Raw genomic sequence first — 23,439 nt, 5'->3', positions numbered from 1 at the left:
ATCAGCTGCCGGAATTCATCACATAGAGCGCGCGTGAACGCTCAAGATGCTTGATCATCGCCTTCTCGGCGCCGTCCGCGTCCTTCTGATCGATGCGGCCGATAATCTCTTCGTGCTCGGTCAGCGTGAAATTTTCCTTGCCGCTCCAGATCAGCATCTCGGTGTGATATTCCTTCAGCCAGCCAAGCATCGCTTCGCTGACCGCGACATAGATCGGGTTGCCGGATATGGCCGCGATCTGGGTATGAAACTTCATATCGGCGGATATGAAGGCTTCGGAATCGCCGCGAAAGCTCCGCTGTTCGGCAACGGTTGCCCGCAACCGCTGCACGTCTTCGGCGGTGGCCTTTTCGGCGGCTTCCCTGACCATGCCGCGCTCGAAGAAGATGCGGGCGCTCTTGAGGTGCTCCAGCGTGTCCTTCGACGACGATAGGATGATTTTGGCGGCGCCGTCGACCTGCTTGATGATCGACTTGGCGGTCAGCTGAAGCACCTTGGCCCGCTCGCCATGCGAGATCGCGACAAGGCCCATATTGCTCAACGCCTGCATCGCCTCGCGGATCGCCGGCCTGCCGACCGCGAAGCGCTCCATCAACTCGCGCTCCGACGGCATGTCGTCGCCCGGCTGCAATTCGCCGCTGGTGATCAAACGCTTCAGTCGCAAAAACACTTCGTCGGAAAGTTTGCGCCGGACGATCGGCTCCGAACGGTTCATCGTCGCGAATCACTCCCTTGACCGGTTCTGTTTAGCATCGTCATCACGATTCCCGGAATGCTCGGCCGAGCAGGATATCGCTTGCAATACTTATGTACTCATTATACCAGATTTCGAGGCTCAGGGAACTTTTTTCGGACTATGATCACCCTCACCTATCGCATCGAAACCCCAGGCAGCATCGACGCGCTGGCGGCCAAGATCGCCAGCGACCAGTCGACCGGAACCTTCGTCGCGCTGGCCGGCGAGACCGAGGAGCTCAAGGCGCGGGTGGCGGCGCGCGTACTGGCGATACGGCCTCTTCCGGACGCCGAACGCCCGTCCCTTCCGGAAGCCGGCGTCGGGCCCTTCAAGCGCGCGGATGTCGACATCGCATTTCCGTTTGATGCCATCGGCACCGATCTTTCGGCATTGATGACCATCGCCATCGGCGGCGCCTTCTCGATCAAGGGCCTGTCCGGCATCCGCATCGTCGACATGAAGCTGCCTGAGGAATACCGGGGCGCGCATCCGGGTCCGCAATTCGGTGTCGCCGGCAGCCGCCGGCTGACCGGCGTCAGGGATCGCCCGATCATCGGAACGATCGTCAAGCCGGCGCTTGGGCTGCGCCCGCACGAGACGGCCGAAATGGTCGGTGAGTTGATCGCCGCCGGCGTCGATTTCATCAAGGACGACGAGAAGTTGATGAGTCCGGCCTATTCGCCGCTGTCGGAACGGGTGAAGGCGACCATGCCGCTCGTCCTCGACCATGAGCAGAAGTCCGGCAAAAAGGTGATGTATGCCTTTGGCATCTCGCACGCCGACCCGGACGAGATGATGCGCAACCATGATCTGGTGGCGAAGGCCGGCGGCAATTGCGCCGTGGTCAACATCAATTCCGTCGGCTTCGGCGGCATGGCTTACCTGAGAAAGCGCTCCAGCCTGGTGCTCCATGCGCACCGCAACGGCTGGGACATCCTCACCCGCCACCCCGGCCTCGGCATGGATTTCAAGGTCTGGCAGCAGTTCTGGCGGCTGCTCGGCGTCGATCAGTTCCAGATCAACGGCATCGCTTCGAAATACTGGGAGCCCGACTGGTCCTTCATCAGTTCCTTCGAGGCGGTGACCACGCCGATCTTTTCGCCGGATGATTGCGCGCTGCCGGTCGCCGGCTCCGGCCAATGGGGTGGACAAGCCCCCGAAACCTATCGGCGAACCGGCCGAACTGTCGATCTTCTCTATCTCTGCGGCGGCGGCATCGTCAGCCATCCTGACGGACCGGGCGCCGGCGTACGCGCCGTGCAGCAAGCCTGGCAGGCGGCGGTCGATGGCATACCGTTGGCGGAGTTCGCCTTGAGCCACCCGGAACTGGCGCGGTCGATCGAGAAATTCGGCGACGGCAAAGCGGCCTGACGCCATGCAAAGCCTGCTTCTGAGCTATTATGGCGATGATCTCACCGGCTCGACCGACGTCATGGAGGCGCTCGAGCTCGGCGGCGTGCCGACCGTGCTGTTCATGCGTCAGCCGGACGAGGCCATGCTTTCGCAGTTCGGGCATTGCCGTGCCATCGGCCTGGCCGGCACCAGCCGAAGCGAGACGCCGCAGTGGATGGACATGCATCTCAAGCGCGCCTTCGCCTGGCTGAAGACCCTGAACGCCGAGATCTGCCACTACAAGGTCTGCTCGACCTTCGATTCCAGCCCGACGATCGGCAGCATCGGCCGGGCTATCGAGATCGGCCGCTCGGTTTTCAGCCAGGCCAGCGTGCCGCTTGTGGTCGGCGCGCCACAGCTCAAGCGCTACACCGCCTTCGGCCATCTGTTTGCTGCCTACCGCGAAAAATATTTCCGTATCGATCGCCACCCGGTGATGAGCCGCCACCCGACCACGCCGATGGATGAATCCGACCTGCTGATCCATCTGTCGCGCCAGACGGACCTCACCTCGGGACTGGTCGACCTGGCGACGCTGCAGTCAGCGTCCCGGTCGAAAGCGTTCGATCGCCTGACCGAAAATGGCACCAGAATCGTGCTTTTGGATGTCGACAGCCTGGAAAGCCAGGCGCTTGCCGGCAAGGAGATATGGCGCGTTCGCCGGCCGGGCGGTACATTCGTCGTCGGCTCGTCGGGCATCGAATATGCACTGCTGGCCGAATGGGCCGCCAACCGGACCGTCCGTGCCGAGCCCAGCTTTTCGCCGCCGGGTGCGGCCGACCGGATCGCGGTGGTCTCGGGCAGCTGCTCGCCGACGACGGAACGACAGATCCGGCATGCTTTGACGGACGGTTTCGACGGGGTCGAGGTGGACCCTGTCGAACTGGTTTCCGAAGCCTCCAGCGATGCGATTGCGCGCGCGGCAGCAAGCGGGCGTGCCAGCCTGGAAGCCGGTCGCAGCGTCGTCCTCTACACAGCCCTCGGCCCCACAGCCGTCCGGGGCGCCGAAATCGACCGGCAGGAAGGCGCCCGCCATAAGCTTGGCCGCGGCCTCGGCGAACTTCTTCGCGAGCTGACGATCGAGCAGAAATTGCAGCGCGTGGTCATTGCCGGCGGCGATACGTCGAGCCATGCGCTCGGCCAGATGGGCGTCGATGCGCTGACGGTCAGGATGCCGCTGCCCGCCTCGCCGGGCTCGCCGCTTTGCGTCGCCCACTCGCGCGTCAAGGCGATCGACGGACTGGAGATTGCCCTCAAGGGCGGGCAAGTCGGAACCGATCGCTATTTCTGCGCCATCCGCGATGGGCTCGGCGGCTGACAGCAGGCGCGCTGGATTTGGCTGATCTCACGACTTCTTGAACACGGCGCGGTTACCAACGCCAGATGCCTGCCCCACATAAGGCGCCTTACGCGCAGCGGCGGGGCGGCGTAAACGCTCAAGCGGGGCTGGATCACGGCTCCGCGAATGAACCAGCGGGATGCCGCGATGTCATTCAGACCATTGCTTGGTGACGGACGGGTTCGCAGCCAGGGGGAGAAGTCGGAGCCCCTGCAAACCGCGTCATGGGGAAGCTCCTCGATCGTTTTCGACAACCGGCGGTGGGCGTGCCGCGAGGCGGAGCTGCGCTGGACAGCCCCTCATCATCTGATCGTGCTGACCGAAGAAGGCGGAACTTCCCATACATCTATCCGGCACGAGGCAAAATCGCTGTACGACGGAATGGACCGTCCCGGAGCCCTCACCTTCGTCCCCGCAGGCGCCGAGCGGCAGGGCTTCTATCGCGATGTAGACCTCTCCTACTCAGCCCTGTGGATCGATCCCGATATCAGGCTTCCCGGCTGCGAACGCCTGAGAGACCTGCCGATCCTGGTGAACAGGGAAGACGTGGTGATCGCCACGCTGCTGAGTTCGCTTCGCGACGAGATGGCACTCGGCCACAAGCCGGACACCGCCTATATCGAGCATCTGGTCGCCCTGGTCAGCCTCCGCGTGGCCACCCTGAACCGGGAGCAACACCCGTCAGTGCGTCACGGCTGTCTCAGCCGTCGCGCGCTTGGTCGAGTTCAGGCTTACATCGATGCCCATATGAATGCCGACGTTTCGCTAAGCGAGTTGGCAGCCGTCGCGGGCATGGCCGTCGACAGTTTTGCACGCCGATTCAAGGCGACGACCGGGCTTGCACCCTATGCCTATGTGATCGAGGAACGCGTGCGGCGAGCCGAGATACTGCTGCGCGAAACGGGTTTGTCGATCGGCAGCATTGCCTTTCGGCTCGGCTTTTCAAGCCAGAGCCACTTCACCACGACGTTCCGGCGTCTCAGGGGCATGACGCCTCGGGCCTATCGGGTGAATTCTTCTCCGGAATCCTGATATTGCCGCCGGTTTCATGAAAGAAAGCCGCCGCGCGCCTTCCCACCTCCAAGGTCGATGAGTGACAGAACTGCGACTGGGAGATCATGCATGGCCAAAACAGACACAAGGAGCAGGCCGACTCGTCGAACGGTTCTGGAGGGCGGGGTGGCGACCGGCGTGCTGCTGGCTACCAGTATACCGGTATACGCGGAGCCGGCCGGCGCCGTTGCGGCGGCCGCATCGCCGACGCCGGCGCCGACGATGCCGATGTCGCTGCGGATCAACGCCAAGGATTTTGCCGTCGAGCTCGACCCGCGGACGACGCTGCTCGACGCGCTGCGCAACCATCTCGGCCTCACCGGCTCGAAGAAAGGCTGCGACCACGGCCAGTGCGGCGCGTGCACGGTGCTGGTCGATGGGCGCCGGATCAATTCCTGCCTGACGCTTGCGGCAATGCATGAAGGCGACGAGATCACCACGGTCGAGGGCCTGTCCGAGGGCGACCGGCTGCATCCGGTGCAGGCCGCGTTCGTTGCCCGCGACGGCTTTCAGTGCGGCTACTGCACGCCGGGCCAGATCTGCTCGGCGGTCGCTATGCTGGGCGAGGCCAGGGCCGGCTGGCCGAGCCATGCGAGCGCCGACCTGGCAGCGGTTTCCGTCGCCCTAACCGATGCCGAGATCCGCGAGCGGATGAGCGGCAACATCTGCCGTTGTGCCGCTTATCCGAACATTGTCGCTGCAATCCGCTACGCGGCAGAGGGGGCGTGAGCAATGCAGTCCTTCACTTATGAACGTGCGGCAAGTGCCGAGCAGGCAGCCGCCGCGGTCGCGGCGCGGCCGGACGCCAAATTCATCAGCGGCGGCACCAACCTGCTCGACCTGATGAAGCTCGAGATCGAGCGCCCAGCGCATCTCGTCGACATCAGCCGGCTGCCGCTCGATCGGATCGAGGAGACGGCGGCGGGCGGGCTTCGGGTCGGCGCCCAGGTCCGCAACAGCGATCTTGCCGCCGATCCGCGGGTGAGATCGCGCTATCCGATGCTCACGCAAGCGCTGCTGGCGGGAGCATCCGGCCAGATACGCAACAAGGCCTCGACCAGCGGCAATCTCCTGCAGCGCACGCGCTGCCCCTATTTCTACGACCGCAGCATGCCTTGCAACAAGCGCGAGCAAGGTTCGGGCTGCGCGGCGCTGCAGGGCTTCAATCGCATGCACGCCGTGCTCGGCGCCAGCCAGGCTTGCATCGCGGTCCATCCCTCCGACATGGCGGTCGCCATGGCCGGGCTCGACGCCAGGATCGAGACCATATCGCCCGGCGGCGAGACCCGCACGATGCCGATCGGCGATCTCCATCGATTGCCCGAGGCGACGCCGCATGTCGAGACCGTGCTCGGCCACGGCGAGATGATCGCCGCGGTCAACCTGCCGCCGCCACCGCCCGGCCGGCAGGTTTACCGGAAGCTGCGCGACCGTGCCTCCTACGCCTTCGCGTTGGTATCGGTGGCGGCAATCGTCGAGAAAAGCGGCGATCGTATCCAAAGAGCTCGGATCGCCATGGGCGGCGTGGCCGCCAAGCCCTGGCGCGCGACGGAGGCAGAGCGCACCCTCGCTGGAGCGGTGGCGTCCGACGGCGCCTTTACCGACGCGGCCGAAGCCGCGCTCGCCGGAGCCGTCGGATATGGCGGCAATGATTTCAAGATCCCGCTGGCGAAACGGACGATGCGGCACACGCTCGCTGCTGCCGCCGAGAGTGCATGAGGTGACATGATGACAGAGACGAAGACCTCGAACCGTTCTCGCGAAACACGCAGCGGCGTCATCGGGCGTCCATTCGATCGCATCGATGGTCCGCTCAAGGTGAGAGGCGATGCCACCTACGCCTACGAGAATACGCTGGAGCGTACAGCCTTTGGCTATATTCTCGGCGCTGCCGTCGCCAAGGGGCGCATTGCCGAGATCGACACGGCCGAAGCCGAACGGGCGCCGGCAGTGCTGCTCGTCATGACGCACCGGAATGCGCCGGCCCAGCCGGATTTCGGCCCGACAGTCACGCCGACGGTGCCGGAGGTCTTCACCCGCGCCCGGCCCGCACTCAACAGCGAGCGGGTGCGCTATTACGACGAGCCCGTCGCGCTGGTCGTTGCGGAGACGTTCGAGGCGGCACGCGCCGGCCTCATCAAAGTGCGCTACGACGAGGAGCCGGGCCTCTACGATCTGCCGGGACATGTGGCCGACGCCTACGCACCAAAGCGGACCAATGCCGGCTTCGAGACCGACAGCGTCATCGGCGACTTCGAGAGCGCCTTTGCCGCGGCTCCGGTCAAGGTCGATGCCACTTACCGGACGCCCTTCGAACATCACAATCCGATGGAGCCCCATGCGACGCTCGCCGCCTGGTCAGGCAACGAGCTGACGATCCATACATCGGCGCAAACCCTGGCGAATTTCCGGGCGGGGGTCGCCAGCACGCTTCGCATCCCGCCCGAGCGCGTGCGCATCATCAGCCCGTTCATCGGCGGCGGCTTCGGCTCCAAGCTGATTGCCCATGCCGATACGATCCTGGCCGCGCTTGCAGCGCAGGTCCTGCAGCGTCCCGTCAAGATCGCGCTGACGCGACAACAGATGTTCGCCAATGCCGGTCATCGCGCAGAGATGATCCAACAGGTGCGTCTCAGCACGGACATCGACGGGCGGCTCACCGGGATCGCGCACGACGTCTGGTCGGCAACGTCCAGCTTCGAGGAGTACTGCGAGCAAACGGCAGTTTTTGCCCGCTCGCTCTATGCGGCGCCGAACCGTATCACCCGCCATCGCCTGGTCCCGCTGGATATCAACCGCGGCGAATGGATGCGCTCGCCCGGCGAAGCGCCCGGCATGCTGGCCTTCGAATGCGCCATGGATGAACTCGCCGAGCGGCTCGGACTGGACCCGATCGAACTCAGGATCCGCAATGAACCGGCACAGGATCCAGAGCGCGGCGTGCCGTTCTCCACCCGCAATCTCGTCGCCTGCATGGAGGAAGGCGCCCGCCGTTTCGGCTGGGAGCGGAGAAACCCGACGCCGGGCCGCGCCCGAGAGGGCCGCAAGCTCATCGGCTACGGCATGGCGGCGGCGATCCGTCCGAACTACATCGGCGCGGCGACGGCGCGCGTTGCGATCGACCGCGACGGTCGGGTGACGGCGCGGCTCGACATGACCGATATCGGGGACCGGCACTTATACGATCCTGACCCAGATCGCCGCGGACAGCCTCGGCGTGCCGATCTCGTCCATCAAAGTGGAGCTTGGCGACAGCCGCTTCCCGCGTACCGCCGGCTCCGGCGGGTCCTGGGGCGCGGCAAGCGCAGGGTCGGCGCTGCACAACGCCTGCAACGCCCTTAGGGAACGGATATTGGAGGCAGCGCAGTCGAGCGAGGCCTCGCCGTTGCGCGGCGCCAATGCCGCCGAGGCGAGCTTTGCCGACGGCGAGGTCAGCGTCGGCCAGCGTTCGGCAAGCCTGGCCGAGCTCGTACGACGGATCGCTCCCGACGGGTTCGAAGCAGAGGGTTCCGTGGCCGCTGGGGCTGCCACCCCGTCGTACAAGGCTTACTCGCAGCATTCCTATGGCGCGCATTTCGCCGAGGTCGCTGTCGATTGCGATACCGGGGAGATCCGCATGCGCCGGATGCTCGCGGTGATGGGCGCTGGCCGTATCCTCAACCCCAAGACCGCGCGCTCGCAAATCATCGGCGGCATGACCTGGGGAATCGGTGCGGCGCTGATGGAGCAGACGGTGCTCGACCGGCGCTACGGCCACTTCGTCAATCACGATCTTGCCGAGTATCACGTCCCGGTCAACGGCGACGTCCCCGAGATGGAGGTGGTCTTCCTCGAGGAACATGACGGCAAGGCCAATCCATTCGGCGCGAAGGGGATCGGCGAGCTCGGCGTCTGCTGTGCGGGGGCAGCTGTCGCCAACGCCATCTACAACGCGACTGGCGTGCGGGTGCGTGAATTTCCCATCACCCTGGACAAGCTGCTGCCTGCCTTGCCGGTGATCGCCATTTGACGCGGCAAGTTATCAGCTCCTGCCACCGCTTCTTCTTCGGGCATTTTAAGCTCAAGGACAAAGAGGCAGCCAATCCCTGCGTGCAGGTCCTGGCCCCGCCGGAACATATTGCCGCGTGAAATGTCCGACCCCGGGTGGAAATTCCGGTAACACGCTGTACTATCTGCGAAAATACCGAAATCGGGAGGTTGCCGGTGCAGACCAAGAAGATCATCAACGACGGCAACCGCACTGTCGACGAGATGCTGGAGGGCATTCTGGCCGCGCATCCCCGCCATCTCAAAAGCGCGGAGGGCAGCCCACGCTCGATTGTCGCCCGCGATGGACCGCGCCTGGGCAAGGTTGGCCTCGTCATCGGCGGCGGCTCCGGCCACGAGCCGACCTTCCTCGGTTTCGTCGGCAAGGGGCTGGCCGACGCAGCGGCGATCGGCAACGTCTTCGCGTCGCCGCCGCCGGACCCGATCCTCGAATGCGCCAAGGCGGCCAGCGGCGGCGCCGGCGTGCTGTTTATGTATGGCAACTATGCCGGTGACGTGATGAACTTTGACATGGCCGCAGAGATGGCAGCGATGGATGACATCCAGGTGCGCACCGTGCTGACCACCGACGACGTGGCATCGGCGCCGCGCGACCAGAGGCAAAAGCGCCGTGGTGTCGCCGGCAATTTCTTCATCTTCAAGGCCGCCGGTGCCGCCTGCGAGCGGATGCTGTCATTCGACGAATGCGAGCGTATCGCCAGGAAGGCCAATGATCACACCTTCACCATGGGCGTGGCGCTGTCGCCCTGTTCGCTGCCGCAGACCCGCCGGCCGAATTTTGAGATCGGACCGGATGAGATGGAGATCGGCATGGGCATCCATGGCGAGCCGGGCATCGCCCGCGGAAAATTGAAAACCGCCGACGAGATCACCGACGAGATGCTGGACAAGATCCTCGATGAGATGGCGCCGGCACGCGGCGACAAGGTCGCCGTGCTCGTCAATTCGCTTGGCTCGACGCCGCTGATGGAGCTCTACATCATGAACCGGCGCGTCAAACAGCGGCTCGATGACATCGGCGTGTCAGTTCACGCGACCTGGGTCGGCAATTATTGCACCTCGCTCGAAATGGCCGGCGCCTCGGTGACGCTGATGTATCTCGACGCCGAATTGCAGACGATGCTCGACCATCCTTGCGACTGCGCCATGTTCCGCGCCGGCTGAAAGGGTGCATCCATGACATCCATCGATGCAGCCGGCTTGAAAACAATGTTCGATGCGATCGCGGTGGCGATCGAAGCCGACAAGGACAGGCTCTGTCAGCTCGACGGGGTCATCGGCGACGCCGATCATGGCATCGCCATGGCGCTCGGCTTTGGGGCGGTGCGCGATGCGCTCGCGCCGCTGGACGTTTCGGCGACCGAGCCGACTGTTCTCCTCAACACTGCGGCGAAGTCGTTCCTCAACGCCGTCGGCGCCTCGTCGGGCCCGCTCTACGCGACGGCCTTCATGCGTGGTGCGGCTGCCGTCAAGGGCAAGGCGACCCTGGCGGGCGCCGACGTCGTCGCCCTGTTCCAGGCGATGGCGCAAGGCATCCAGGATCGCGGCAAGGCGGAGATCGGCGAGAAGACGATGGTCGACGCCTGGCTGCCGGCGGCGCAAGCCGCGGCCGCTACCCATGCCGCCGGCAAGACCCTGTCCGAAAGCCTGGCAGCCGCCCTCGAAGCAGCCGAGCGGGGCGCCGAGGCGACCAAGGATATGATCGCCGCGAAGGGCCGCTCGTCGCGGCTCGGCGAGCGGTCGCTCGGACACATCGACCCCGGCGCGGCGTCGGCGGTCACCGTTATCGGCGCGATGCGAAAAAGCCTGGGTTAGCCCAACTTCGCCGCGTCGAGCCTGTCGATCGCCTGGACATTGCCGGCCGATGGCCCGTTTTCGTCGAACTCCGATGCGAGCCAGGCATCGACGATCGACTTGGCCAGTTCCGGGCCGATGACGCGGGCGCCCATGGTGATGATCTGGGCATTGTTGGATTTCGCCGCGCGCTCCGCCGAATAGGTGTCATGGGTGAGTGCGGCGCGAATGCCGGGCACCTTGTTGGCCGAAATGGAGACGCCGATGCCGGTGCCGCAAAACAGGATGCCGCGATCGTTCTCGCCGTCGAGGATGGTCTGGGCGAGCTTCTGCGACAGGTCGGCATAGTAGCCCGCCTGGCTGAGGTCGCTGACGGTGAGGCCGGGCTTGGTCGCCAGGTGAGCGGAGATGACGTCAAGCAGCGGCTTGCCGGCACTGTCGGCCCCAATGGCAATTTTCATTTTTCTGTCCTTTCCTGTTCGATTGTTCTGGAGCCTGTTCCATCCCGATGGAATCGGGATGGGGCTCCATCTTTTGTTGGGCATGATCTTTCCGAAAACCGGATTCCACTTTTCGGGATCATGCCCTAGGTCGCCGCCGAGGCGCGTTCGAGGATGTCGATATAGCCTTCCGCCTGCCAGGCGGAGCGGCCGATGAACAGCCCGTCGATATGAGGCTGGCCGATCAGCTCGGCGGCATTTTGCGGATTGACGCTGCCGCCATAAAGCACCGGCGGCATGGCCGACAGAAGATCGCCGGCGATCTTCTTGATCAGCGCCTGCTGCCTGTCGGCGTAGTCGGCACTTGCCGGAATGCCCTTGTCGCCGATCGCCCAGACCGGTTCGTAAGCAAACAGGATCGTCGCCGCCTTGGCCTGGCCTTCGAGGTATTGCAGCGCGCCGTGCACCTGCAAGGCCAGCACCGCATCGGCCTGGCCGCTGTTGCGTTGCGCCAATGTCTCGCCGACGCAAATGAGTGGCACCAACCCGTGCTTCACCGCCGCCGCGGTCTTGAGACCAACCGTATTGTCGGTCTCGCCGAAATGCTCGCGCCGTTCGCTATGGCCGAGCTCGACGAGATCGAGCCCGCAGTCCGTCAGCATCACCGGCGAGATCTCACCGGTCCAGGCGCCGGCGTCGGCCCAGTGCATGTTCTGGGCACCGACCTTGATCCGCGTCATCGCCAACGCCTTCTTGACCTCGCGAACCGCCGTGAAGGGCGGGATGACGAAGGGCTGGATACGGTCGTCGAAACCGGGGACGAACCCCGCCAGCGCCCTGGCAAAGTCAGTCGCTTCTGCAAGCGGCTTGTTCATTTTCCAGCTTGTGCCGACCCAGTAAGCCACGCGTCCTCCTTCTAGGGCCTGTTCCATCCCGCGAGGCGGGATGGGGCTCTATCTTCTTTGACCATGATCTTTTCCGAAAACCGGTTCCCACTTTTCGGGATCATGGCTCTATCTTCTTCTTTGACCCTGATCTTTTCCGAAAACGGTTCCCACTTTTCGGGATCATGGTCTAGTCCTTCTCGACCAGTGTTAGCGAAACGCCGGCGCCATCCAGCGCCTCGCGCATCTGCGGTCCCAGTTCTCGACCGGTGAAGACGGCGTCGAACGCCTTGAGATCGGTCAGGAAATGCAGGGCGGTGCGGCCGAACTTGCCGTGATCGACCAGCAGATATTTGCGGGCGGCCGCGGCCATCATCAACCGCTTGGTATGGACCACTTCCTGGTCCTGGTGGAAGGCGGAAACGCCGTGGATGGCCGACGACGACAGGAAGGCGACATCGGCGCGCAACGATCTCAGCGTGTCCTCGGCAAGCAGGCCGAAGAAACCGTGGAATTTCTTGCTGTACTGGCCGCCGAGCGCGATCAGGGTGATACCGGCAACGCCGGCCAGATCCTGTATCACGGCCAGATTGTTGGAGATCACGGTCAGCGGGCGCAGATCCGCAAGGTGGCGCGCAATGCCGCCCGCCGTCGAGCCGTCGTCGATGATCACCGTCTGGCCCGGTTCGATGACAGCCACGGCGGCAACCGCCAGACGCTGCTTCTCCTCGGCGGCCTGCTTCTGACGGTAGCGGAAATCACTTTCGAACAGGCCGCTCGGCTGGATCGAGGCGCCGCCGCGTATCTTGCGCAGGAAGCCGCTTTCCTCGAGCTCGTCGAGGTCGCGATGGACGGTCATCTTCGACACGCCGAAGCGCGAGGCAAGGTCATCGACACTGGCCGTGCCGGTGTCCATCAGAAAATCCATGATGCCTTGCCGCCGGCCGTCGCTCTTCATCGTCCAGCCTGTTTCCTTTAATCCACGTCGCCGCGTCCGCCGTAGCAGAACGGCGGGTTAGAACCATTATAACAGATAAAATCGCATGCATGCCAAATTTTTTGTGATGATGTTATGTTCCATTGGGATATTCCTTGCTTCTGATCGCTGCCTTGTAACAAGAATTGCTCTCGGCGGCATGGCCAAAGGTTGCGGTTCTCCGGAAATCCGGCCAGAAGCATCAATGGGCTGAACGACGAACGGACAGCTCGCAAACCATAGGCTTGAAACCAAATACGGGAGACCATTGGGTGGCTCGCATCACATTGAGACAATTGCTCGACCATGCCGCCGAACACGGCTATGGCGTGCCTGCCTTCAACATGAACAATATGGAACAGGGCCTTGCCATCTTGGAGGCGGCCGAGGAGACCAAATCGCCTGTCATCCTGCAGGCGAGCCGCGGCGCCCGCGCCTATGCCAACGACGTCGTGCTGGCCAAGCTGATCGACGCGCTGGTCGAGATCCATCCCGATATCCCGGTTTGCATGCATCTCGACCATGGCAACAACGAAGCCACCTGCGTGACCGCGATCCAGCACGGCTTCACCTCGGTGATGATGGACGGATCGCTGAAGGAGGACGGCAAGACGCCGGCCGATTACGACCATAATTCCGGCATCACGCGGCGCGTCGTCGACATGGCGCATTGGGGCGGCGTGTCGGTGGAAGGCGAGATCGGCGTTCTCGGATCCCTGGAGATGGGCGGCGGCGAACAGGAAGACGGCCACGGCGTCGAGGGCGCCGTCAGCCATGACCAGTTGCTGACCGATCCGGAGCAGGCGGTGCAGTTCGTCAAGGACACGCATGTCGATGCGCTGGCCGTCGCCATGGGCACCAGCCACGGCGCCTACAAGTTCTCGCGCAAGCCGGACGGCGCGGTGCTCGCCATGAACGTGATCGAGGAGATCCACCGCCGCCTGCCGAACATGCACCTGGTCATGCACGGCTCGTCCTCGGTGCCGGAAGAGCTGCAGGAGATCATCAACAAATATGGCGGCCAGATGAAGCCGACATGGGGTGTGCCGGTCGAGGAGATCCAGCGCGGCATCAAGCACGGCGTGCGCAAGATCAACATCGACACCGACAACCGCATGGCGCTGACCGGCGCGATCCGCAAGGTGCTGACCGAAAACCCGAGCGAGTTCGATCCGCGTAAATATCTGACGCCGGCAATGGCCGCCATGAGGAAGCTGTGCAAGGAGCGCTTCGAGCAGTTCGGCACCGCCGGCAACGCCCCCAGGATCAAGCCGCTGCCGGTCTCGGAAATGGCCAAGCGCTACAAGTCGGGCAGTCTCGACCCGAAATTCGGCTAACGTATTCCGGTTCTGAACAGGAGCCGCATCGGCTCCTGTTCATCTATCCTGCTCGCGGCAAAATCGCCGCCCTGCCGGTCTCGATAAACGGCGCCCAGTAGTCAACCGACTCGCGGATCATGGCGACGACCTGGTGGTCGACCGGCTCGCGTTCGCGGAACGACAGTTCGAGGCAGATCTCGTTGTCGACGCCGCCGCCGCGGCTAACTGTCTCCAGAAGCTTTTCCGGCGTGATGCGGCCGTCCTTGTTGTAGGCGGCGATGAACGGCCAATGGCCGCCCTTGTTCATCGACGACTGCTTGACGTGGATGATCGGCGATACCGTGGGAAAGGCTTCGGCCCAGGCATAGGGATCGATGTCGGCCGGGTTGCTCGAGGTGACGTCGCCATGGTCGATATCGACCATCATCTTCAACGGGATGGCCATGCCGGCCGCTTCGATCTGGTTGTGCAGGGCTCGGCAGCTGTCGATCGTATGGCCGAATTCGCGGCCGACCGACATCGGCTCCCAGAACAGATAGGTCAATCCGGCAGCCCTGGCGTGCTCGGCGACCTCGCGCCAGCATTCCAGTGCGATCTCGAAAAGCCGCGCGCGGCGCTCCGGATCGTCAAAATCCCTGTGCGTGAAGATCGCGAACTGCGTGCCCATGCCGCTGGCGCCGAGCTCGGCCGAAATGTCGGCAAAGGTCTTGAACCAATCGACGTAGTAGCGGCGCACGTCGGCGTCGGGATGGCCGAAATGGTTGAGCCGCCCGTAAGGGCCGGTCATGCCCGACGTCACGCGCACGCCGGTGCGGTCGAGCGCCGTGCGGAACAGGCGGACGAATTTCGAGATCGTCACCGCCGGCCAGCCGGGATTGACGAATTCATGCGTGAGCTGCACGTCCCGGATGCCAATGTCGTAGGCGATCGCGTCGATCAGATCGTCCGGTTCGGCAAAACGGTTGACCAGCGGATTGGTGTTGAGGGAAAGCGTAAAAGTCATCAGCCTGCCCTCACCAGTCGGCCAACGCACCAGTCCTCGAAGGCGGCTCTTTCCGCGGCGGACAGATGCAGGCCGTGCTTGGTGCGCCGTTCGAGAATATCGGCAGCGGTCAGCGCCCATTCATGTTCGAACAAATAACTCGCCTCGCGTTCGAAAAAATCCTTGCCGAAGCACCGCCCCAGATCGGTGAGCGACCTGGACGCACCGACCACAACGCGCGTCCTGGTGCCGTAGAGCCGGCCATAGTGCTTGACCAGCGATGCCGGCATCCAGGGAAATTCACGGCCGAGATGGCCGAGAAACTGCTCGAAATCGGCGTTGGCGATATCACCACCCGGCAGGTAGCCTTTCGACGTCCACGGCTTGCCCATTTTCGGAAAGAAAGGGGCGATCCGGTCCAGCGCATGCTCGGCAAGCTTGCGGAAGGTGGTGATCTTGCCGCCGAAGACGGAGAGCAGCGGCGCCTGCCCGGATAATGCGTCGAGTTCGAAAATATAGTCGCGCGTCACCGCGCTCGGATTGTCGGCGTTGTCGTCATAGAGCGGCCTGACGCCCGAGAACGAGTAGATGACATCGTCGCGGGCAAGTTCGCGCTTGAAGTAGCGGTTGACCACCTTGATCAGGTAGTCGACCTCGCTGGCATCCGCCGCCACGTCTTCCGGCCGCCCCTCATAGGGAATATCGGTGGTGCCGATCAGGGCCAGATCGTTCTGGTAGGGATTGATGAAGATCACCCGCTTGTCGCTGTTCTGGACGAGATAGGCCTGCCGCCCTTCCCAGAATTTCGGCACGACGATGTGGCTGCCCTTGACCAGCCGGACATTCCGCTTGGAGTTCTGGCCAGCCACGCGGTTGATGATGTCGTTGACCCAGGGACCGGCGGCGTTGATCAGCGCACGCGCCCGAACCGTGGTCCTGACGTCGGTTCGGCTGTCGCGCATCTCGACCGACCACAGGCCGTTTTCACGGCGGGCGGCGGTGCAGGCGGTCCGGGTGAAGATCCTGGCTCCCCGTTCCGCAGCGTCGAGCGCATTGATGACGACGAGACGGGCGTCGTCGACCCAGCAATCGGAATATTCGAAACCGCGCTTGAACGCATCCTTGATCGGCGCGCCTTCGGGCGCGGTGCGCAGGTTGAGCGTGCGGGTGCCCGGCAGCCGCTTGCGGCCGCCAAGATGATCGTAGAGGAACAGGCCGAGCCGGACCAGCCATGCCGGCCGGTCGTCGGGGCTGTGCGGCAGCACGAAGCGCATCGGCCAGATGATATGCGGCGCCGATTCAAGCAGCACTTCGCGTTCGATCAGCGCCTCGCGCACCAGCCGGAATTCGTAGTATTCGAGATAGCGCAGACCACCGTGGACGAGCTTTCCCGATCGCGAACTGGTGCCTTCGGCAAGATCGTGTTTTTCGCACAGGATGACGGAAAGCCCGCGGCCGACTGCGTCGCGCGCGATGCCGGCGCCATTGACACCACCGCCGATGACGAACAGATCGACGATTTCAGTGGCGCCGCTCATCTCGCCGGATCCTCTGTGCCTGGATTGCGTTTCATGGCTGCCGCGACCTTCAGCACGGGTTGACCGGCGGGAGCCCGACGATGAAGCGGCGCACCTCTTCGGCCGCCTGCTCGGCGGCATAGGTCACCGTGCGCACGGAAGCGCCGGCGATATGCGGCGTCAAGGTGACATTCGGAAGCTGCAGCAGCGGCCAGTCGGCAGGCACCGGCTCGACCGCGAACGTCTCCAGCATGGCACTGCCGATATGGCCAGAGACCAGCGCATCGTAAAGCGCGTCGTAGTCGACCAGCGGCCCGCGCGCGGTGTTGACGAAAATCACCCCCGGCTTCATCCGGGCGATGGTGTCCTTGTCGATCAGGCCGCGGGTTTCCTCGGTCACCCTGGGATGAAGCGTGACCACGTCGGAGCGGGACAGGAGATCGTCCAGTGCGACCAGTTCGGCGCCGGCATTGCGGTCTTCGGCGCTCAATTGCACATAGGGATCGGTGACCAGGATGCGGCAGCCGAAGGCGCGCAGCAGGCGGACAACCTTGGTGCCGATATTGCCATAGCCGATGACGCCGACAGTCATTTCGTTGAGCTCGCGGCCGGTGCGGTCGGCGCGGTAGAGATCGCCGCGCCATTGTCCCTTGCGCAATGCTTCGTGCCCGACCCGGATCAGCCGCGTCTCGGCAAGGATCGCACCGATGGTGAATTCGGCCACAGCACTTGCATTGCGGCCGGGCACATTGACGACGGTGATGCCGTGGGCCTTGGCGGCAACCATGTCGATGTTGATCGGGCCGCCGCGCGAGACCGCAACCAGTTTCAGCGCAGGCAGACGCTGCATCATGGTCTCGGACAGCGGCGCAAGCTGGGTGACGAATATCTCGGCGTCGCCAATGAAATCGACCACCTCGTCCGGATCGCCAAAATACTCCTTCACCTTGTCGAGGCCGAGCGCCGCATTGCCGAATTCCATCGGCTCGTCGGGCCAGGCCGCCTCAAGGGTGCGGATGTCGAGATTGTCGCCGCAGGCCTTCTCGATTTTCTCGCGAAAGACCTCGGGAAGCATGAAGCGGTCGCCAATGATTGCAATCTTCTTACGCATGCTCGATTTCTCAGTTTGCCCTGGACGCGGCCATCGACCGCCAGACCGGCCGCAGCGCCTCATGCGCCAATGTGTAGGACGGAACCGCCCGCTCATAGATCGCGGCAAGTTTTCGGTCGCTCGGTTCCGCCGCGCCCAGCAGCGGCGTGACCCATTCGCCGACGCATTCGTCCATCGAACTGTATTGGCCGACGCAGACCGCAGCGATCATCGCGGCGCCCGCCGCACCGGCTTCCTCGCGTTGGCTGGTGCGAATGTCGGCGCCGACGACAGCGCCGAGGATCTTGCGCAGAGCCGGGCTTCTGGCGGCGCCGCCGGTCAGCCGGATTTCGCTAGGCAGCGGCCCCATGGCGGCGTAGCAATCGCGCGACGCGAATGCCAGCCCCTCAAAAACAGCGCGGACCATATCGGCATAACCGTGCCGCGACGAAATGCCGACGAAACCGGCCCTGGCATTGGCATCGACGAACGGCCCGCGCTCGCCGGCCTCCGACACATAGGGCTGATAGAGCAGCGAGGCCGGCTCCGATGACGATATCCATTCGTCGACCAGCGCGATCATCTCGCCATTGCTGCGGGTGATGCCTTGCGAGGCGAGAATACCGGAGGCGAGGCTAAGGATCCAATCGATGTTGAGCGTCGCAGCCATGTTCGACTGCATCTGCGCAAAGACGCCGGGCGCCGGCATTGTCATCGTGTAGCCGGTCCTGGCCTCGTTGAGCAGCACCTCGTCCGGCGTCTGAGCGAGCCGCATATGCATGCCGGTGGAGCCGATGATCGAGCAGCCAGGCTTGCGCTCGCGGTCGAGCAGGCCGGCGCCGAGCGCGGTGCAGGCCACGTCGACATAGGCCAGCACCACCGGCGTACCGGAAAGCAGCCCGGTCGCTTCGGCAGCCGCCGCCGACAGGCCGGCGCTATGCCTGGTGCCGTCGACGATAGGCGGCAGCAGATGCCTGAGATCGGCGACGCCGAGCACCTCAAGCACCTCGTCGCAGTAGAAGCGGGTGCGGAAGTCGCCAAAGGTGAAAGTGCCCTCGGAAGGATCGGTGGCGCGTTCGCCGGTCAGGTTGAAATAGAGCCAGTCCTTGCAATGGAACGCTGTCGCGGCGCCGGCAAGCCTGTCAGGCGCGTTGCGCTTCATAAAGGCAAGCTGCGGCCCCTGCTGGCAGGCGGCGAGCCCGCTGCCGGTCTTTTCGAAACGAAGCCGGTCATCGGGGCGCGCTCGGATCTCCTCGACTATGGCGGCAGCGCGCGCGTCGAGCCACAGCCAGCCCTTGGCGACCGGGTCACCGTCCTTGTCGATCAGCCAGGTGCCGTCGCCCTGCCCGGTCACGGCGATCGCAATGATGCGGCTGGCGAGGTCCGGCACCTTGTCGGCAAGCTGTCGCAATGTGGTCGCGGTATCGGTCCAGGTGCGTGCCAGATCCTGCTCGGCGCCGCCGCCCGGCAAGGTCTCGTACCGGTTCGGTACCGCCGCGGCCGCGAGCTGCCGGCCCGCCGTGTCGAAGGCGACGGATTTGATGACAGACGTGCCGGCGTCGATGCCGATCAGCACATCCCGCATCAGGCAAGCTCCATGCCGTGCGAAATGGCCATGCCGCTGGACTGATCGAAGACGTGCAGGTTTTTCGGATCGATGCTGATGTTGATCGGAGCGCCAAGCTCCAAGCGGGTCCGGTCGTGTTCGACCAGGACGAGCGAGCCGCCGGCGAAATCCGCCGCGATATGGGTCTGGTCGCCGAGCCATTGGTTGGCCGAAACCGTGGCCGGCACGCCGTCCTTCGAGCGGCGAACCGCATAGGGCCTGACACCGATGACGACCCGCTGCCGTTTGAGCAATTCGTCGCGAACCGAGCCGCTGAACGCGTCCTTGTCATAGTCGAGTGAAAGCCCGTCGGGCAGCCGCAGATTGATCTTGTCGGCGGCCGTGCCGACATAGGCCTCGAAGACATTCATCGGGGGCTCGCCGACGAACGTGCCGGTGAACAGGTTGGCCGGCCGCTGCTTGAGCATATCGGGCGTATCGAACTGCTGCAGCACGCCGCCTTCCATCACCGCGATCCGGTCGGCCAACGCATTGGCCTCGGTCTGGTCGTGGGTGACAAGGATTGCCGTCAAGCCGCGCTCCTTGATGAAGTGCTTGATGCGGCCGCGCAGCACCGCGCGAAGCTGCGGCTCGAGTTGGCCCATCGGTTCGTCCAGCAGATGCAGGTCGGCCTCGCGGATCAGCGCCCGGCCGAGGCTGGCGCGCTGCTGCTGGCCGCCGGAGATGGAACTCGGATAGCGCTCAAGAATATCCTCGATCTCGAGCAGCTTGGCGATGCTGGCAACTTTCTCGTCGACCTGACTTTTCGGCAGCCTGGCCGCCTTCAGCGCGAACGCCATGTTCTCGCGCACGGTCAGCGGCGGATACAGCGAATAGCCCTCGAACGCCATCGCCACATTGCGCTTGACCGGCGGAAGCGTGTGCACCTTGCGGCCGGCAACCGAAATGCTGCCGCGCGAGACCTCTTCGAAGCCGGCGATCATGCGCAATGTCGAGGTCTTGCCGCAACCGGACGAGCCGAGCAGTGCGACGATCTCGCCTTTGTCGATTTCCATCGTCAGATTCTGGACGGCGTGCACACCTCGGTCGATCGGGCCGTAGAATTTGTCGACGCCGGAAATGGTGAGTGCGCTCTGGCTCATGCCGCTTCTCCGCTGCGCAAATTGACGACGTTTTTCGAGCCGATACGGTCGCCACTGGCACGATCGAACAACAGGGCGCTTTTGCCGTCGACGGCGATATGGGCCTTGCCCTCGGTTTGACCCGCTATTCCGGCCGGCCGGGAGACCAGGATTTCGCGGCCGCGCACGGTGCGCACCAGCGTGACGATCTTTTCGTTGAGCGGCGTCTCCGCCTCGACGGTCACCGGAATGGCCGCGGGTGTTCCATCGTCGACGAAGCGCAGCGCTTCGGGCCGCAGACCGATCACGCAATCGCGGCCGACCGTCGCGTCATAGGCGCCGGTCAGATGGACCTGAACATTCGACAGAGCGACATAAATGCCCTTGGCATCGCGCGACGGCTTGACGTCGAGCAGGTTGATTGTCGGATCGCCGAACAGCCGCGCGATCTCGATGTTGGCCGGCTCGCGATAAATCTGCTCGGGCGTGCCGAGCTGCTTGATGACACCTTGCGACATCACCGCGATGCGATCGCCGAGCGCCATGGCCTCCTTGTAGTCCTGGGTGACGTAGACGACGGTCGCACCGCGATCTGCCAGCAGCCTCGGCAGTTCGAGCCGCATCTCGAAGCGCAGTTTGGCATCGACGTTGCGCAGCGGGTCGTCGAGCAGCAGCACCGGCGGCGAGCCGACCAGAGCGCGGGCGAGAGCGGTGCGCTGCTTCTGGCCGTTGGACAGCGCCCGTGGCTTATGGCTGAGCACGTGGCCGATCTTCAGCAGCTTGGCGACGCTCTCGACGCCCGCCTTCATCGCGCTTTGCGACGATCGCTTGGCCTGAAGCGGCGTGGCGATGTTGTCGAAGGCGGTCATGTGCGGAAACAGCGCGAAATTCTGGAATGCCATGCCGACGCCGCGGAACTCGGCGTCAAGATCGGTCATGTCCTCGCCGCCGATGAAGATCTTTCCCTCATCAGGGTCGATGACGCCGGCGACAAGCCGCAGCAGCACCGTCTTGCCGGCGCCGGACGGTCCGAACAGGACCAGGGTTTCGCCGTCGGCGACGCTCAGCGACAGATTGTCGAGCACAGTCTGGCTCTTGTAGCGCTTGACGACATTTCGCAATTCGAGGCTGGCCATCGGAGCTATCCTTTCACCGCGCCGAGCGACAGGCCTTCGACGAGATAGCGCTGCGCGTAAAGGGCGAGCGCCAGCGTCGGGGTGATCGACAGCACGATCGCTGCCGAGATCTGGCCGTACTGGATGCCGGAGGAAGTGATGAAGGCCAGCGCGCCGACCGTCACCGGCTGCTTGTCGGCCGAAGCGAGCACGAGCGCGAAGATGAAATTGTTCCAGGCGAAGATGAAGGCGAGCAGGCCGGCGGCGGCAATGCCGGGGCCGGCGAGCGGCAGCGCGATCTTGCGGAAGGTGGCGAACCAGGAATGACCGGCGATGCGATAGGCATATTCGATATCGGCCGGGATGTCCTCGAAATAGCCGCGCACGATCCACAGGATCAGCGGCAGGCAGATCAGCTGATACACCCAGATCAGCCCGATATAGGTGTTGGCCAGTCCAAGCTTCTGGAAATAGAGGGTGAGCGGCAGGAGCACCAGCAGCGCCGGCGCGAACCGGAACGACAGCAGCGTGAACGCGATGTCCTCCGAGCCGCGGAATTTGTGCCGGGCAAAGGCGTAGGCGGCGGGAACGCCGAGCAGCAGCGCGACGGCGACCGAGGTGACCGACAGGAACACCGAATTCCACAGGTTGCGCATGAAGGCGATGTCGAGCGTGCCGGCCGCCGTGGTCAGCTTCCCGGTGATCAGCGCGGTGTAGTTGGCCAGCGTCGGCTTGAAGACAAGTTGCGGCGGAATCCGCAGGATGGTCTCGTTGGTCTGGAACGACATCATGAGGATCCAGACGATCGGGAACATGAAGAAGATCACGACCAGCGTCAGGGCAATGCCACGCAGGATGCGTTCGAGAAGCGAGATGTGTTCCATCCCGGCCTCCTATGCCAGGCCGCGGGCGCGTTCGCGCAGCCGCAGCCAGTTCTTGATGAAGATGTTGGAGAGGAAATAGGTGATCGCCCACAGGATGATCATCAGTGCCGCCGAGCGGCCGACATTGGTCGACTGGAAGAAGTTGAGATAGGCCTCGACCTGGAAAACGGTCAGCGTGTCGCCCGGACCGCCCTGGGTCATGGCATAGATGATGTCGAACTGCTGGATGGAATCCAGCAGGCGAAACAGCGTCGCCGTCAGGATGTAGGGCGTTAGCATCGGCAAGGTGATGCGGAAGAACACGAAACTCCGCGGCACGCCGTCGAGTGCCGCCGCCTCGAAGGGCTGCGTCGGCAGGCTGCGCAGGCCGGCAAGCAGCAGGATCATGATGAAGGGCGTGTAGACCCAGATATCGACAAGCACCACCGTGAAAAGCGCGGTCGACGGCGACGAGGCCCAGCGGAAATCCTGCAATCCGATCAGGCTGGCAAGATAGCTCAGCACGCCAAAGCCGGGATTGGTCATCAGCTTCCACATCAGCGCGGCAAGCGCCGGCGCCGTCATCAGCGGCATCAACAGCATGATCGAGATGAAGTTGTTCAGCGTCGAGCGCTTCTGCAGCAGCATGGCGATGCCGAGACCGAGAAGCAGTTCGAGCAGGACGGTGATGCCGGCATAGAGCAGCGATATCTCCAGCGTGTTCCAGAACCTCGGGTCCGTGAAAAAAGAGATGTAGTTGTCGCCCCAGTTGAACTGCCGCGCCCAGGGCTGGCTCAGCCGGTAGCGCTGAAACGAATAGACGACCGATGTGAAGAACGGGATCAGGATGCCGATGCAGACGAGCAAGGCCGGCAGGCTGAGCACATAGGGCAGCACTTTCTTGCTGATCCTGAAGCCGGAAGGCTTGTTTCTTTGCATTGTCGCCGCAGTCATCGTGGCTCACCCGTCATCTCTGTTGCTTCGCCCTGCCGGCCGCCCAGGGAGCTAGGCGGCCGGTTGGGCGAGTGGCGGCACCGCCAGTGTTTGAGCATAGGAATTTCCCAAAACCGGTTTGGGTCCGATGCTCCAGGCGCCGCTTCGCAGTGGAATGGCCGGGGGGGGGGCGGCCCCCCCCCCCCCCCCCCCCCCCCCCCCCCCCCCCCCCCCCCACACCAGCATCGAAACGGGCACGCCCGGGGTCAGC

At 64.0% G+C, this 23,439-nt stretch carries 20 protein-coding genes and 2 pseudogenes; 9 read left to right on the top strand and 13 right to left on the bottom strand.

Annotated features, from left to right (window positions below):
* Window position 1 precedes the first annotated feature (1 nt).
* Window positions 2–715: a transcriptional regulator NanR gene (locus tag AC0L15_RS25445; protein ID WP_287062961.1), complete on the bottom strand. Its 714-nt coding sequence runs from the start codon at window positions 713–715 to the stop codon at window positions 2–4.
* Between the two features lie 141 nt (window positions 716–856).
* On the opposite strand from AC0L15_RS25445, the gene oiaX reads away from it, so the two are divergent.
* From oiaX to dhaL, 8 genes and pseudogenes are all read left to right on the top strand, one after another.
* Window positions 857–2,107, top strand: a complete 1,251-nt coding sequence (gene oiaX, locus AC0L15_RS25440; RefSeq protein ID WP_287062963.1) for a 3-oxo-isoapionate-4-phosphate decarboxylase OiaX — start codon at window positions 857–859, stop codon at window positions 2,105–2,107.
* Between the two features lie 4 nt (window positions 2,108–2,111).
* On the top strand, window positions 2,112–3,446 hold the full coding sequence (locus AC0L15_RS25435; protein WP_287245337.1) for a four-carbon acid sugar kinase family protein: 1,335 nt from the start codon (window positions 2,112–2,114) through the stop codon (window positions 3,444–3,446).
* Between the two features lie 168 nt (window positions 3,447–3,614).
* On the top strand, window positions 3,615–4,499 hold the full coding sequence (locus AC0L15_RS25430; RefSeq protein WP_287062967.1) for a helix-turn-helix domain-containing protein: 885 nt from the start codon (window positions 3,615–3,617) through the stop codon (window positions 4,497–4,499).
* Window positions 4,500–4,589: 90 nt separating this feature from the next.
* Window positions 4,590–5,249, top strand: coding sequence for a 2Fe-2S iron-sulfur cluster-binding protein (locus AC0L15_RS25425; protein ID WP_287245343.1), 660 nt, complete (start codon window positions 4,590–4,592; stop codon window positions 5,247–5,249).
* A gap of 3 nt (window positions 5,250–5,252) precedes the next feature.
* The gene (locus AC0L15_RS25420) at window positions 5,253–6,239 is read left to right on the top strand and encodes an FAD binding domain-containing protein (protein WP_287062972.1); all 987 of its coding nucleotides are present in this window, start codon (window positions 5,253–5,255) and stop codon (window positions 6,237–6,239) included.
* Window positions 6,160–8,529: pseudogene (locus AC0L15_RS25415) on the top strand (xanthine dehydrogenase family protein molybdopterin-binding subunit). The gene AC0L15_RS25420 and the pseudogene AC0L15_RS25415 overlap by 80 nt, the downstream one beginning before the upstream one ends.
* A 194-nt stretch (window positions 8,530–8,723) precedes the next feature.
* Window positions 8,724–9,731 carry a dihydroxyacetone kinase subunit DhaK gene (locus tag AC0L15_RS25410; RefSeq protein ID WP_287245346.1) on the top strand — a complete coding sequence of 336 codons (1,008 nt, stop codon included), beginning with the start codon at window positions 8,724–8,726 and terminating at the stop codon, window positions 9,729–9,731.
* Window positions 9,732–9,743: 12 nt separating this feature from the next.
* A complete protein-coding gene (gene dhaL, locus AC0L15_RS25405; RefSeq protein WP_287245347.1) occupies window positions 9,744–10,382 on the top strand; it encodes a dihydroxyacetone kinase subunit DhaL in 639 nt (212 codons plus the stop codon).
* Here dhaL and derI read toward each other — a convergent pair.
* The 3 genes from derI to AC0L15_RS25390 form a co-directional block, all read right to left on the bottom strand.
* Window positions 10,379–10,822 carry a D-erythrulose-4-phosphate isomerase gene (derI, locus tag AC0L15_RS25400; protein ID WP_287062979.1) on the bottom strand — a complete coding sequence of 148 codons (444 nt, stop codon included), beginning with the start codon at window positions 10,820–10,822 and terminating at the stop codon, window positions 10,379–10,381. The genes dhaL and derI overlap by 4 nt on opposite strands.
* A gap of 125 nt (window positions 10,823–10,947) precedes the next feature.
* On the bottom strand, window positions 10,948–11,733 hold the full coding sequence (locus AC0L15_RS25395; RefSeq protein ID WP_287245349.1) for a triose-phosphate isomerase: 786 nt from the start codon (window positions 11,731–11,733) through the stop codon (window positions 10,948–10,950).
* Between the two features lie 142 nt (window positions 11,734–11,875).
* A complete protein-coding gene (locus tag AC0L15_RS25390) occupies window positions 11,876–12,643 on the bottom strand; it encodes a DeoR/GlpR family DNA-binding transcription regulator (protein ID WP_023800192.1) in 768 nt (255 codons plus the stop codon).
* Between the two features lie 290 nt (window positions 12,644–12,933).
* Here AC0L15_RS25390 and fba point away from each other — a divergent pair, with 290 nt between their 5' ends.
* Window positions 12,934–13,998 (top strand): class II fructose-bisphosphate aldolase, encoded by a 1,065-nt coding sequence (fba, locus tag AC0L15_RS25385; protein ID WP_287062982.1) that lies wholly within the window; start codon window positions 12,934–12,936, stop codon window positions 13,996–13,998.
* A 43-nt stretch (window positions 13,999–14,041) separates the two neighbouring features.
* Here fba and AC0L15_RS25380 read toward each other — a convergent pair whose 3' ends face one another.
* From AC0L15_RS25380 to AC0L15_RS25340, 9 genes and pseudogenes are all read right to left on the bottom strand, one after another.
* The gene (locus AC0L15_RS25380) at window positions 14,042–14,983 is read right to left on the bottom strand and encodes a sugar phosphate isomerase/epimerase family protein (RefSeq protein WP_287062984.1); all 942 of its coding nucleotides are present in this window, start codon (window positions 14,981–14,983) and stop codon (window positions 14,042–14,044) included.
* Window positions 14,983–16,500, bottom strand: coding sequence for a glycerol-3-phosphate dehydrogenase (locus AC0L15_RS25375; protein ID WP_287245354.1), 1,518 nt, complete (start codon window positions 16,498–16,500; stop codon window positions 14,983–14,985). Before AC0L15_RS25375 ends, AC0L15_RS25380 begins: the two co-directional genes overlap by 1 nt.
* Window positions 16,501–16,549: 49 nt before the next feature.
* Window positions 16,550–17,590: a 2-hydroxyacid dehydrogenase gene (locus AC0L15_RS25370; RefSeq protein WP_287062989.1), complete on the bottom strand. Its 1,041-nt coding sequence runs from the start codon at window positions 17,588–17,590 to the stop codon at window positions 16,550–16,552.
* Window positions 17,591–17,600: 10 nt separating this feature from the next.
* Window positions 17,601–19,154 carry an FGGY-family carbohydrate kinase gene (locus tag AC0L15_RS25365; protein WP_287062990.1) on the bottom strand — a complete coding sequence of 518 codons (1,554 nt, stop codon included), beginning with the start codon at window positions 19,152–19,154 and terminating at the stop codon, window positions 17,601–17,603.
* Complete coding sequence (locus tag AC0L15_RS25360; RefSeq protein ID WP_287062993.1) at window positions 19,154–20,278, bottom strand: ABC transporter ATP-binding protein; 1,125 nt, start codon at window positions 20,276–20,278, stop codon at window positions 19,154–19,156. Before AC0L15_RS25360 ends, AC0L15_RS25365 begins: the two co-directional genes overlap by 1 nt.
* The gene (locus tag AC0L15_RS25355; protein ID WP_287245359.1) at window positions 20,275–21,393 is read right to left on the bottom strand and encodes an ABC transporter ATP-binding protein; all 1,119 of its coding nucleotides are present in this window, start codon (window positions 21,391–21,393) and stop codon (window positions 20,275–20,277) included. Before AC0L15_RS25355 ends, AC0L15_RS25360 begins: the two co-directional genes overlap by 4 nt.
* Before the next feature lie 5 nt (window positions 21,394–21,398).
* Window positions 21,399–22,256, bottom strand: a complete 858-nt coding sequence (locus tag AC0L15_RS25350; protein WP_473497496.1) for a carbohydrate ABC transporter permease — start codon at window positions 22,254–22,256, stop codon at window positions 21,399–21,401.
* A gap of 9 nt (window positions 22,257–22,265) precedes the next feature.
* The gene (locus AC0L15_RS25345; protein ID WP_287062997.1) at window positions 22,266–23,189 is read right to left on the bottom strand and encodes a carbohydrate ABC transporter permease; all 924 of its coding nucleotides are present in this window, start codon (window positions 23,187–23,189) and stop codon (window positions 22,266–22,268) included.
* A 51-nt stretch (window positions 23,190–23,240) separates the two neighbouring features.
* Window positions 23,241–23,439: pseudogene (locus AC0L15_RS25340) on the bottom strand (hypothetical protein); the annotation flags it as partial.

This window comes from Mesorhizobium sp. WSM4846, assembly GCF_055811415.1.
Note: the sequence above shows the minus strand (reverse complement) of the source record. Positions and strands in the feature narration are given on the sequence as shown.